General features: G+C 65.6%; 9 protein-coding genes. All 9 read right to left on the bottom strand.

The genetic code is table 11. The annotated features are described in order from the left end of the window. Positions 1-60 precede the first annotated feature (60 nt). Entirely contained in the window at positions 61-1,488 is a 1,428-nt protein-coding gene (gene lpdA / locus ACDC67_RS04345) for a dihydrolipoyl dehydrogenase (protein WP_376690918.1), read from the bottom strand. 144 nt (positions 1,489-1,632) lie between these two features. Continuing rightward, positions 1,633-2,865 carry a 2-oxoglutarate dehydrogenase complex dihydrolipoyllysine-residue succinyltransferase gene (gene odhB, locus ACDC67_RS04350; RefSeq protein WP_376690919.1) on the bottom strand — a complete coding sequence of 411 codons (1,233 nt, stop codon included), beginning with the start codon at positions 2,863-2,865 and terminating at the stop codon, positions 1,633-1,635. Positions 2,866-2,872: 7 nt separating this feature from the next. Next, on the bottom strand, positions 2,873-5,683 hold the full coding sequence (locus ACDC67_RS04355; protein ID WP_376690921.1) for a 2-oxoglutarate dehydrogenase E1 component: 2,811 nt from the start codon (positions 5,681-5,683) through the stop codon (positions 2,873-2,875). A gap of 98 nt (positions 5,684-5,781) precedes the next feature. Further along, positions 5,782-7,161: an adenylosuccinate lyase gene (gene purB, locus ACDC67_RS04360; protein WP_376690922.1), complete on the bottom strand. Its 1,380-nt coding sequence runs from the start codon at positions 7,159-7,161 to the stop codon at positions 5,782-5,784. Between the two features lie 69 nt (positions 7,162-7,230). Continuing rightward, the gene (locus ACDC67_RS04365; RefSeq protein WP_376690924.1) at positions 7,231-8,052 is read right to left on the bottom strand and encodes a GGDEF domain-containing protein; all 822 of its coding nucleotides are present in this window, start codon (positions 8,050-8,052) and stop codon (positions 7,231-7,233) included. A 62-nt stretch (positions 8,053-8,114) separates the two neighbouring features. Then, on the bottom strand, positions 8,115-9,281 hold the full coding sequence (locus tag ACDC67_RS04370; RefSeq protein ID WP_376690926.1) for an E22 family MetX-like putative esterase: 1,167 nt from the start codon (positions 9,279-9,281) through the stop codon (positions 8,115-8,117). A gap of 96 nt (positions 9,282-9,377) precedes the next feature. Further along, positions 9,378-10,505, bottom strand: coding sequence for an NAD(P)/FAD-dependent oxidoreductase (locus ACDC67_RS04375; protein WP_376690927.1), 1,128 nt, complete (start codon positions 10,503-10,505; stop codon positions 9,378-9,380). A gap of 50 nt (positions 10,506-10,555) precedes the next feature. Then, positions 10,556-11,866, bottom strand: coding sequence for an amidohydrolase (locus tag ACDC67_RS04380; protein WP_376690928.1), 1,311 nt, complete (start codon positions 11,864-11,866; stop codon positions 10,556-10,558). Between the two features lie 83 nt (positions 11,867-11,949). After that, positions 11,950-12,843: an acyltransferase gene (locus ACDC67_RS04385; protein ID WP_376690929.1), complete on the bottom strand. Its 894-nt coding sequence runs from the start codon at positions 12,841-12,843 to the stop codon at positions 11,950-11,952. Between the last annotated feature and the right edge of the window lie 63 nt (positions 12,844-12,906).

A 12,906-nucleotide genomic window follows, 5' to 3' on the forward strand; every position in this document is an offset into this window, starting at 1 on the left:
GACCAGGGACTAGGTAGAAGCTCGGCGCCGACTGGTCCCTAGTCCCTAGTCCCTAGTCCCTCAATTCGCCTTGTGAATCGCCCGCTTGTCCACTGCCAGGGCGGCTTCGTGGACGGCTTCCGACAGGGTCGGGTGGGCGTGGATGATGCGGGCGAGGTCTTCGCTGGCGCCGGCGAACTCCATCGTCACCACGCACTCGGCGATCAGCTCCGAGGCCGAGGGGCCGACGATCTGAACGCCCAGAACCCGGTCGGTTTCGGCGTCGGCGAGCACCTTGACCGACCCCGGTGCGTGCCCCATGGTCAGGCCGCGACCGCTGGCGGCGAACGGGAAATTGCCCGCGCGGAATTCCACGCCTTCTTCCTTCAACTGCTTTTCGGTCTTGCCCACCCAGGCGATTTCCGGGTCGGTATAGATCACCCAGGGCACGGTGTCGTGGCCGAAGTGACCGTGACCGCCGGCGATCGTTTCGACCACCGCGATGCCTTCCTCGGAAGCCTTGTGCGCCAGCATGGGGCCGCGAACCAGGTCGCCGACCGCCCAGACGTTCTCGGCCGCGGTGCGGCAATGATCGTCGACTTCGATCTGGCCGCGGTCGGTCATCTTCACCCCGGAGTCTTCGGCCAGCAGGCTGTCCGTGGCGGCCTTGCGGCCGACGGCGACGAGCAGCTTGTCGAAGGTTTCGCTCGCCTCGCCGTCCTTGCCTTCGTAGGTCACGGTGACCTTGCCGTCGGAGACTTCGGCGCCGGAAACCTTGGTGCCCAGGCGGATGTCGAGGCCCTGTTTCTTGAACTCGCGCGCGGCCGCCCGCGACATGTCCTTGTCGATCGCCGGGAGGAACTCGTCGAGGGCTTCGAACAGCATCACTTCGCTGCCCAGGCGCGACCAGACACTGCCCATTTCCAGGCCGATCACGCCGGCGCCGATCACGCCGAGACGCTCGGGCACCTCGGAAAACTCGAGCGCGCCGATGTTGTCGACGATGGTCTCGTTGTCGATCTCGACGTTGGGAATGGAGAACGACACCGAACCGGCGGCCAGGATGACGTGCTTGCCCCTGGCGGTGTAGGCATCACCCTCGTGGGGCTTCAGTTCGACTTCGCGGTCGGCGAGCAGCTTGCCGCGGCCGTTGACGAACTCGATCTTGTTGGCCTTGAGCAGCTGATTGACACCCCCGGTGAGCTGCTTGACCACGGCATCCTTGCGCTCGATCATCTTGCCGACGTCGATGCTGACGTTTTCAACCTGAATGCCGTGCTCGGCGTAGTCGTCGCGTACGTGGGCGAAGTGCTTGGACGAGTCGAGCAGGGCCTTGGACGGAATGCAGCCGATGTTCAGGCAGGTGCCGCCGGGCGCGGGCTTGCCCTCGTCGTTCTGCCGGTCGTCGACCAGCATGACCTTCAGGTCCAGCTGCGCGGCGCGGATGGCGGCCACGTACCCGCCGGGGCCGCCGCCGATCACGATTACGTCGAATTCCTTGTCGGACATTTCTTTTCCTTTGAGCTTGTAGTCGGTTTTGTCTAGGGACTAGGGACTAGGGACTAGGGACCAGTTGGCTCCGATCTTCGATTTCGCTAGTCCCTGGTCCCTGGTCCCTAGTCCCTGGTCCCTTATCTCCGATCCCTTGCCAATTCACAGTCCCAGCAGCATGCGGGCCGGGTCTTCGAGGGCTTCCTTCAGGGCCACCAGGAACTGGACGGCGTCCTTGCCGTCGATGATGCGGTGGTCGTAGCTCAGGGCGATATACATCATCGGGCGCACGACGATCTCGCCGTCGATCGCCACCGGGCGTTCCTTGATGGTGTGCATGCCCAGGATCGCCGACTGCGGCATGTTGAGCAGCGGTGTCGACAGCAGCGAGCCGAACACGCCGCCGTTGGTGATGGTGAAGGTGCCGCCCTGCAGGTCCTCGAGCTGGATTGAGCCCTTGCGCGCCTTCTCGGCGTATTCGGCGATGCTCTGCTCGATCTCGGCCAGGCCCATGCGATGCGCGTCGCGGATGACCGGCACGAGCAGGCCGCGGTCGGTGGAAACGGCAATGCCGACGTCCTGGTAACCGTGGTAGATGATTTCGTCGCCGTCGACCGAGGCGTTGACCACCGGATGCTTCTGAAGCGCCTCGCAGGCGGCCTTGACGAAGAAGGACATGAAACCGAGCTTGACGTCGTGGCGCTTCTGGAAGTCTTCCTTGTAGCGGCTGCGGATGTCCATGACCGCCTTGAGGTCGACTTCGTTGAAGGAGGTCAGGATGGCGGCGGTGTTCTGGGCTTCCTTCATGCGCTCGGCGATGCGCGAGCGAAGCCGCGACATCTTCACGCGCTCTTCCGGCCGCGGCCCGGTGGCGCCGCCGGCCATGTGGCTCATCACGTCGCCCTTGGTCACTCGGCCGCCTCGACCGCTGCCTTCGATCTGGCTCGCGTCGAGGTCGTTCTCGGCGACCATGCGCCGGGCCGACGGCGGCAGGTCCTTGCCGGAACTCCCGGATGATCCGGACTTGCTTTCCTGCTTCGTGTCGGACTTCTTCCCGGATTTGTCGTCTCCGGAGTCCTTTTGGTCAGACTTACCGGAGTCGTTTTCGGCTTTGTCTTCGTCCTCCGACTCGTCGCCTTCGGACTTGCTCGGCGCTTCGCCTTCCTTCATCTTCCCGAGCAGCTGTCCCTCGGTGACGGTTTCGCCTTCCTCGGCGCTGATGTCCTCGAGCACGCCGTCGGCCGGTGCCGGAACTTCAAGCACGACCTTGTCGGTTTCCAGGTCGACCAGGTTCTCGTCGCGCTCGACCGCGTCGCCGGGCTTCTTGTGCCACTTGGCGACCGTGGCGTCCGAAACGGATTCGGGCAGGTTGGGGACTTTGACTTCAACGCTCATGGGTGACTTACTCCGTGAATTTGCCTGTTGTCAGCGCCTCGCCGACCAGGCGCTTTTGTTGTTCGAGGTGGACCTGATAGTAGCCGACGGCCGGCGAGGCCGAACCGTGGCGACCGACGTAGCCGAGTTCCTGGCCGTCGCGGACGCAGGCCTGAAGGTGATGCCGAATCTGGAACCAGGCACCCTGGTTCATGGGTTCTTCCTGGCACCACACCACCTCGGTGGCCTGGTCGTAGCGCGCGATGATTTCCTGAACCTCCTCACGCGGGAACGGGTAGAGCTGCTCGACGCGCACCAGCGCGACATTGCCGATTTCGTCTTCCTGCTGCTGTTTGGCCAGGTCGAAGTAGACCTTGCCGGCGCAGAAGACCACGCGCTCGACCTTCTTCGGATCGGGGCCGGCGGGATCGTCGATGACCAACTGGAAGTGACCGTTCTCGAGATCATCGAGCGAGGAGGTCGCCGCCTTGTGCCGCAGCAGCGACTTGGGTGTCATCACGATCAGCGGCTTGCGGAAGCGGCGCAGCATCTGGCGACGCATCATGTGGAACATCTGCGACGGCAAGGTCGGCACGCAGACCTGGATGTTGGCGCCGGAACAAAGCTGCATGAAACGTTCGAGCCGCGCGGAGGAGTGCTCGGGGCCCTGGCCCTCGTAGCCGTGCGGCAGGAACATCACGAGGCCGCACAGGCGGCCCCACTTGGCTTCGCCCGAGGCGATGAACTGGTCGATGACGACCTGGGCGCCGTTGACGAAGTCGCCGAACTGCGCCTCCCAGATGGTCAGGGTCGAGGGCTCGGCCGTGGCGAAGCCGTACTCGAAGCCGAGAACGGCTTCTTCCGACAGCAGGGAATCGATGACCGTGACCCGGCGCGGGTCCTCGTGCAGCTGCTGCAGCGGCAGCATCGAGGAGCCGTCGGCCTGGTTGTGCAGTACGGCGTGACGATGGAAGAAGGTGCCGCGGCCGGAATCCTGTCCCACCATGCGCAGCCCGTGACCGGCGTCGACGAGCGTGGCGTAGGCCATCGTTTCGGCAAAGCCCCAGTCCATCGGGCTCTCGCCGGTTGCCATCTGCTTGCGCGAGTCGACGATGCGCTGGACCTGCTTGTGCAGTTCGAAGCCCTCGGGCAGGGTGGTCATTCGCTCGGACAGCTCGCGGATGGTCGCCGCGTCGACGCCGGTCTGCACCGACTCGCGCCATTCGCCTTCCAGATAGGGGTCCCAGTCGACCGTCTCGACCGCCTCGTCCTCGCTCAGCAGGTCGACGACCGGTTCGCCGGCGTCGAGCTTGTCGCGGTAATCCTTGTTGGCCTTTTCGATGGTTTTCTCGTCGACCAGTCGCTCGCCGATGAGCCGGTCGGCGTACTGCTTGCGCACGGTGTCGAGCTTTCGGATGACATCGTACATGCGCGGCTGCGTCGCCGCCGGTTCGTCGGCTTCGTTGTGGCCGAGGCGGCGATAGCAGACCAGGTCGAGCACCACGTCCTTCTTGAATTCGCGCCGGAAGTCGGCCAGGACGCGGGTGGCGAACAGTACGGCTTCGGGATCGTCGCCGTTGACGTGCAGGATCGGCGCCTGGACCATCTTGGCCACTTCGGTGCAATAAAGCGTCGAGCGCGCGTCGAGCGGGTTGGACGTGGTGAAGCCGATCTGGTTGTTGACCACCACATGGTACGTGCCCCCGACGGCGAAACCGCGCGCCTGGGACATGTTGAGCAGTTCCATGTTGACGCCCTGGCCGGCGATGGCCGCGTCACCGTGGATCAGCACAGGCAGCACCTGTTCGCGCCGGTCGTCGCGTAGACGAGCCTGGCGGGCGCGGGCCGAGCCGGCCACGACCGGATTGACGATTTCCAGGTGCGAGGGATTGAAGGCCAGGGCCAGGTGCATCGGGCCGCCCGGGGTGGGTACGTCCGAGCTGAAACCCATGTGGTACTTGACGTCCCCGGTGCGGCTGGGGTCGTCGCGGGAAATCTTGCCCTCGAATTCGGCGAACAGGTCACCGGGGCTCTTGCCGAGGATGTTGACCAGCACGTTGAGCCGGCCGCGGTGGGCCATGCCGATGACCATTTCGCGCACGCCCTGACTGCCGGTGTGGCGAATCAGGGTATCGAGCAGCGGAATCATGCTCTCGCCGCCTTCGAGCGAGAAGCGCTTCTGGCCCACGTACTTCGAGTGCAGGTATTTCTCCATGCCCTCGGCCGCGCTCAGCTTGTCGAGCAGGCGCCGGCGTTCCTCGGTTTCGGGCGTGTAATGGCCGCGCGTGCCTTCCAGGCGCTGCTGCAACCAGCGACGCTGGTTGGTATCGGTGATGTGCATGTACTCGATACCGATGCTGCCGCAGTAGGTTTCGCGGCAGGTTTCGACGATATCCTTCAGCGGCAGGTGGTCCGGGCCGGCCAGGGAACCGGTGTGGAAACTGGTTTCCAGGTCGGCCTCGCTGAGGCTGTGGAAGCCCAGTTCGAGGTCGGGCACCTTGGGTCGTTCGCTGATGCCGAGCGGGTCGAGTTCCGCCCGCTGGTGGCCGCGGACGCGGTAGGCGTTGATCAGGCGCAGGACGCCGGCCTGCTTGAAGTCCTCGGCGGCCGTCGCGGCGCTGTAGTGGCCGTTCGCGGCCAGGGCCTGGAAGTGGGCCTCGATCTGACGATGGCGGGTCTCGGTGTCGACCGATTCGGCCAGTTCACCGAAAAGTTGCTGCCAGTGTTCGGGAACCGACTGCGGGTCATCCAGCCAGGCCTCGTAGAAGGCTTCGACGTAGTCGGCATTGCCGCCGGAAAGTGGGGAGTTCCGGTACTGCTCCTGAAGGAAATCGGTCATTGCAAGCGCGGCTCGGGTCGCGTCCCGGTCAAAGACGGATGATTATAACGGCGGCGGGCATTTGATTGGGCCGAATGTGTCGATATTGCCCCGTGAACCTATACGAAGCGATCGATATCGCGGGCCATTTCCGCGGCATTGCCGATGTAGGTCGACGGCGTGAGCTCGAGCAGGCGGTCGCGATCGGCTTGCGGAATGTCGAGATTCTCGATGAACGTGCGCAGGCGCTCGCGGTCGATGCCACGCCCGCGGGTGAGGCTCTTGAGCTTCTCGTAGGGTTCGGGCACGCCGTGCAGGCGCATGACGGTCTGAACGGCTTCGGCCAGCACTTCCCAGGCGCGTTCGAGGTCCTCGGCCAGGCGTTCCTCGTTGGCCGCGATGCGATCGAGCCCCCTGAGAATCGACTGCCAGGCCAGTGCGCAGTAGCCGAACGCCGAGCCGAGCGAACGCTGCACGGTCGAATCGGTCAGGTCGCGCTGGAACCGGGAGATGGGCAGTTTGCCGGCGAGATGGCCGAGCAGGGCGTTGGCCAGCCCCAGGTTGCCCTCGCCGTTTTCGAAGTCGATCGGGTTGACCTTGTGCGGCATGGTCGAGGAGCCGACTTCGCCTTCGACCAGTTTCTGCCGGAAATAGCCCAGCGATACATAGCCCCAGGCGTCGCGCGCGAAATCGAGCAGCACCGTGTTGACGCGCATCAGCGCATGCGCGACCTCGGCGATCATGTCGTGAGGCTCGATCTGGGTGGTGTAGGGGTTCCAGACCAGCCCCAGGTCCTCGACGAAGTCGCGCGCCAGCGCCGGCCAGTCGACGTTGGGGCAGGCGACCCTGTGGGCGTTGAAATTGCCCACCGCGCCGTTGATCTTGCCGTTGATTTCGACCTGGTCCAGCAATCGGCGCTGGCGGCGCAGCCGGAACACGACGTTGGCGATTTCCTTGCCCAGGGTGGTGGGCGAGGCGGTCTGGCCGTGGGTGCGCGAGAGCATCGGCAGCTCCGCGGTGTCCCGGGCCATGCCGGCGAGGCGGTCGTCGAGCCGGGCCAGCAGCGGATCGAGCTGCTCGACCACGGCGTGGCGGATGATCAGCGCCCAGGCCAGGTTGTTGATGTCTTCGGAGGTGCAGGCGAAATGGATGAACTCGGTGTAAGGCTCGAGCGATTCGTGCTCGGCCAGGCGTTCCTTGAGCCAGTACTCGACCGCCTTGACGTCGTGGTTCGTGGTTTTCTCGATGGCCTTGACAGCAGCCGCGTCCTGGTCGGAAAACTCGGCCACCAGGCGGTCGAGATACTTGCGATCGCCGCCGGAGAGCGCGGGCAGGGCAGTGAAGTCCTCGCAGTCGGCCAGGGCCTGGAACCAGGCGACCTCCACCCGAACGCGCTGTCGGATCAGGCCGGCTTCGGAGGCAATCGAACGCAGCCCGGCAAGCTTGCCGGCGTAGCGGCCGTCGAGCGGCGACAGGGCGGTCAGGGCATGGGTTTCCATCGGGTCTCGGTGCTGGTTCAAGGCAAACGGCAATGATACCGCAGGCATGGCGGTCTGCCGGGGTCCGATTCAGCCGGACCTGGAGGCATCCGTGTTTTTGCGACGCTGCTTGTCGGCGTACAGGGCCCGGTCGGCTTCGCGCAGGATCTGACCGTCGGTCTGGCCCGTGCGAAGCGCTGCGGCGCCCATGCTTGCTGTCACTTCAACCGGATGGCCGTCGAATTGCCACGGCGCCGCCTCGATGCGCTCGCGCAGTCGCTGCATCAGGCAGCGAGCGCCGCCGATGTCCGTTTCGGGCAGGATGAGCGCAAATTCGTCACCGCCATAGCGGGCCGCCAGGTCGCAGTCGCGGCGGGTGAGCTGGATCAGGCGTGCAAACTCGCGCAGAACGTGGTCACCGGCGGGATGGCCGTAGCGGTCGTTGAGCGGCTTGAAACTGTCTAGATCGATCATGACCAGGGCGAGTGGGCGACCGTAGCGATTGGCCCGGTCCACTTCCCAGCTCAGGGCGCTGCGAAAGTAGCCGTCGTTGAACAGGCCGGTCAGGCGGTCGGTGATCGATTGTCGGTTCTTCACCGCGAGCGTGGTGCCGAAAATCAGGGTCATGCCGAGATTGAACAAGCCGCCGGCAATGTAGACCGATGGATCGAAGCCGACTTGCCAGAACAGGCTGTCCATCAACCAGGTGATGATGATGGTCCAGGCGGTGGCCAGCAGCCCCCAGCGCCAGAAGCCGAGCAGGTTGGCCAGTACCACCAGGGCCACGTTGAACAGGGCGGCGACCTGCGGTGGCAGAAACGGGAACGCCGCCAGCATGAGCAGGGCGAACCCGCCAACCACCAGGTGAGTGCGTTTGCGCAGGCGGAAAAAGAACGAGTTCTCGCTATCCATGCCTTGGGTCAAGCATGATCCGTGCCGAAAAGCGAAATGCGTGACACAGGCCGCGCGTGGGATCAATCTTCGAGGAAGGCCCGGAGTTCTTCGGCGCGCGCGTCGATTCCGGCGATGCCGTCGAGGTGTCCCATCGGACCGTCGAGCGTCATGAGCGTCGACGACTTGTCATGCTCGAGCAGCCTGCGATGGGCTTGCTCGGCCAGCGCCGGGCGCAGCAGCAGGTCGCCGGCGGCCGGCAGGAACAGGGAGCGGGCCTGAACGCGTTCCAGCGCGCCCGACAGGTCGCTGTCGTGGCCGGCCACGAAGAGCTGGCTGGCGCGCGCGAGGTAGAGAATGTGGTTGGCGTCGGAGACCAGGGCGCGCTGCTTTGCTCGCTGTTCTAGCCAGTCGGTGACGGCGAAGCCGCCGTCGATGTCGGCAAGCGCTGCTTCCGGCAGATTGTCGTGCTGCGGGAACTGCATCTCGAAAAAGGCCGGGTTGAGCGCGTTGAGGGTGATCAGCATCAGGCTGTTGGTCAGCCCTTCGAGCGGACGCTCGTGATCGTAGTAGTCGCCGCCGCGCCAGTTGGCATCGAGACGAATGGGGCGCGCCCAGGTCTCCAGCAGCGCGACTTCCCATGCGCCCATGCGTCCGGCGCCGATCACCGAGACCATGCGCTCGACGCGCTCGGGGTAGGTGACCGCCCATTCCAGGGCCTGGAAGGAGCCCATCGAGGCACCAATGACGGTATGCAGGCGATCGATGCCGAGCGAGTCGAGCAGCAGGCGCTGGACCTCGACGAAATCCCGGATCGTCACGACGGGGAAGTCGAGCCCCCAGGGCTTACCGGTATCGGGGTTGATGCTTGCAGGGCCGGTGGTGATCACGTGTTCGTCGTGGACGTTGGCGTTGGCCAGGGTATCGACGCTGATGACGTAGAAGCGCTCGGTGTCGATGGCCTTGCCGGGGCCGATGATGGCATCCCAGTAGCCGGGATCCGGGTCGTCCGAGTGGTAGCGGCCGGCTGCGTGCGAGCTGCCCGAGAAGAAGTGGGTGACGAGGATGACGTTGTCGCGCGCCTCGTTGAGTTCACCGTAGGCTTCCCAGCCGACGCGAACCTCGGGGATGGTTTCGCCGGCGAAGGTCTCGAAGCCTTCGGTAACGAATTCCCGCTTGTCGACGATCAGCTCGTCGGCCAGGGCCGGGGCGCAGGCGAGCAGGCTCGCGATCAGGGCGATTCGTAGCATGGGCGTTGGCCGGGTTGGAGTCTGTCGCAAGCCTGCCACGGTTCGGCCCCCGCGGCCATTGTCCCTTGGTTCAGGCCTGGTGGGCCATGCCGCCAATCAGCGGTACTGGCGCAGGTAGCGCCACTCGAACAGGCGCTTGGCCCAGTGCATCAGCCGCATCGGCGGCAGCACGCGGTTGCCGCTTTCGTTGCGCGTGACGAGAATGCCGCGGTCGTAGAGGTCGACGATGCACATCAATTCGCTCTTGAAGGTGGTCTCGACCGGCCGGTTCGCCCGCTCGGCGAGCAGGTTCTTCGCCGCGGCCGCTGCCTGGAGGTCGGCCATGTGCGCCTGCTTGGGCATCCAGCCCGGACCGGGAAACGACCCGGCATCGCCGGCGACATAGACCCGTTCGAAGCCCCCGACCCGGCAATGCTCGTCGGCGCGGATCATGCCGCCGTCGGAGCGCGGCAGGGCGGTGTCGTCGAACCAGTCGTTGCCCCTCATGCCGGGCATGAACAGGATCAGGTCGGCGCGGAAGGACTCGGACTCGGTTTCCACCCCGTCCTCGCTGAAGCGCTTTGGCTTGTGACCCAGGTGGGTGCGGATCGAGCGCTTGCGCATTTCGCCGAGCAGGCGGTCGACGGCCTTGCCGCCGAGCCGCTGTCCCGGCTTCTCGGCCGGGCTGAAGAAGTGCAGGGTAAAGCGGTCGCGCTCGCGGTGCTTGCGCAGCCAGGTGTCGATCCCAAACAGGAACTCGAACACCGGCCCGCCGCGCATGGCCGAAGGCTCCCTGGGGTTGCCCGCGAAGCCGAACGCGAGTGAGCCGCTCTCCATGGCGTGCAGGCGATCGCGCAGTCGGGCGATTTCCTGCGGGCCGCCACAGGGCAGAAAGCTGTGCTCGATGCCCGGCAGCTTGTCCAGGAACTGCCCCCCGCAGGCGATGATCAGGCCTTCGTTGGCGATGTCCCCGGCCTCGGTGTGCAGCGTTCTGCCGTCGTCGGACAACCCGGTTGCGCGCGTGGGGTGATGATCGACGCGCATGCGCTCGAAGAATCGGCCCAGCGGCACGACGAGGTCCTCGGGCCGGCGCTTGCCGGTGGGAATCCAGATCGTTCCCGGGTAGTAGACGAGCTCCGCGCGGGGGGAGACCAGGTCGATTCCGAGATCGGTATCGGCCTTTCTCAACTCGCGAACGGCGGTGAGGGCGGCAAAGCCGGATCCGATGATGGTGACGCGAGACATGGGCTGCGATGCTTCGTGGTCAAATTCGAGCGTATATTAACAGAGCCTAATTAATCCGCGCGGCTCAACATGTAGTCCAGCGTCAGCGTGGCCAGGGCGCGTACGCCCGTTTGCATGGCCGACTCCTCGATCCTGAAATCGGGCGTGTGGTGCGGCGCGACTTCTTCGATCGGGATGTCCTCGGGCGCGGCACCGAGGAAGAAGTACAGGCCCGGCACCTCGCGCTGGAAGTAGGAAAAATCCTCGGCGGCGGTCAGCGCATCGATGCGCACGGCCTTCTCGCCGGCGACTCTTTGCAGGCTGGGCGCCATGGCCTCGGTCAGCTCGGGGTCGTTGTAGGTCACCGGGTAGCCGCGCTGGATGTCGACGGTGACCTGCGCGCCCTGGCTGGCGGCGATGTGCTCGGCCGTGCGCGTGATGTCGGCATGGATCTTGTCACGCATGCCCGGGTCGAGCGTGCGGATGGTGCCGATCAGTTCGGCCTCTTCGGGAATGATGTTGTTGCGCACCCCGGCCCGGACCCTTCCGACTGAAATCACGGCGGCCGCCTTGGTCAGCTCGGTCTGGCGGCTGACCACGGTGTTGAGCCCGAGGATGATCTGCGCGGCGGTGGTGATCGGGTCAACGCCGGTCCAGGGCGTCGAGCCGTGGGTCTGGCTGCCCTGGACGGTGATGTTGAACTGATCGGAGGCGGCCATGGTGCCGGCCGGGCGGTAGCCGATCTGGCCGGCGGGCGCGGGCGCCCAGATGTGCTGGCCGAAGATCACGTCGACGTTCGGATCGGTGAGCACGCCCTCGGCGACCATCATTTCGGCGCCGCCGTCCTCACCGGGCGGCGTGCCTTCCTCGGCCGGCTGGAAGATGAACTTGACGGTGCCGGGCAGTTCATCGCGACGCTCGGCCAGCATCTGCGCCACCCCCATGAGCATCGCCATGTGCGAGTCGTGGCCGCAGGCGTGGGAGACGGGTACCTCCTCGCCCAGGTACTCGCTGGTCACGTCCGGCGAGTAGGGCAGGCCGGCGCGGGAGGGAACGGGCAGGGCGTCCATGTCGGCGCGCAGCCCGACGACGGGGCCGGGGCGGCCGCCGCGAAGCACGCCCACCACGCTGGTGTGGGCCATGCCGGTGGTCACCTCCATGTCCAGCGAACGCAGGAAATCGGCGACGGTCTCGGCCGTGGCGAACTCCCGGTTCGAAAGTTCGGGGTGGGTGTGAAAATGCCGCCGCCAGTCGACCACCTGCTGCTGAAGCGCGGCGGCGCTTTCATCGATGTACTCGTGCCAGGCTGCCGGCGAGGACTGGGCCTGGACGGCGGAAGCGAGTAGCAGTGCCGGGACCGCGATCAGGGCGAGCTTGGACATGGCAGGTTCTCTTTGGGGGCAGTGGGCATTGTGCTCACATGCCCGGATGCCGCGCAAGGACTCCGTCTGCTCGGGCGCGCCGTTTATGGCGCCTCCAGCTCTTGCAGGCAAGCGTCTTTTTCCAGCCACAGCTGGTTGATCCACTCCTGGAATCGCCGCCGGAATTCCGGGTCCGCCTGATAGTCGCCGCCGCGCAGGTCGGCGGGGATGGGCAGGGTCCGGACGCGGACCCGGATCTCGCGCACGCGGTTGGCGAACAGGTCGGCCAGGCTGGGCCGCCCGTCGGGATAGGCGATGGTCACGTCGACCAGGGTGTCGAGCGCATCGCCCATGGCATCGAGCGTGAAGGCCGTGCCGCCGGCGCGCGGCTTGAGCAAGCGCTGGTAGGGCGAGCCCTGCGCGGCGTGCTTGTCCGGCGTGAAGCGCGTGCCCTCGACGAAGTTGACGATGGCCACCGGCATGTGTCGGAATTTGCGGCAGGCGCGGCGGGTGGCGGTGATATCGCGCCCGGCCAGTTCCGGGCGGCGTTCGATCTGGGCGCGGGAGTAGCGCTTCATGAAAGGGAAGTCGAGCGCCCACCAGGCCAGCCCCAGCAGCGGCACCCAGATCAGCTGGCTCTTGAGAAAGAAGCGCAGCAGGGGCAGGCGGCGGTTGAACAGTTTCTGCAGCACCGGGATATCGACCCAGCTCTGGTGGTTGCAGATCAACAGCACCTGGCTGCGCATGTCCGCGTCGGGCAGGCCGTCGACGTTGACCCGTGTCGATGTCAGGTGGTCGAACAACCAGGAATTGAAGCCGATCCAGCTCGCCGCAAGCGCCGACAGGATGTGATTGCAGCCGCGGGTGACTGGCGCGAAGCGCAAGACAAGCTTGACCAGCGCGACGACCAGCAGGGGAAGGATATGGACCACGGAATTGGCCGCCAGCAGCAGGCTGGCCGCGACGATGCGCAGCAAAGCGATCAGCTTTTTGAACATGGCGCGAAGTATCTCATGTTGGACGCCCGACGGCAGCGGAAGGGATGCGGCAGGCGGTTATAA

The organism is Wenzhouxiangella indolica, from assembly GCF_042310355.1.
Taxonomy (GTDB): Bacteria; Pseudomonadota; Gammaproteobacteria; order Xanthomonadales; family Wenzhouxiangellaceae; genus Wenzhouxiangella.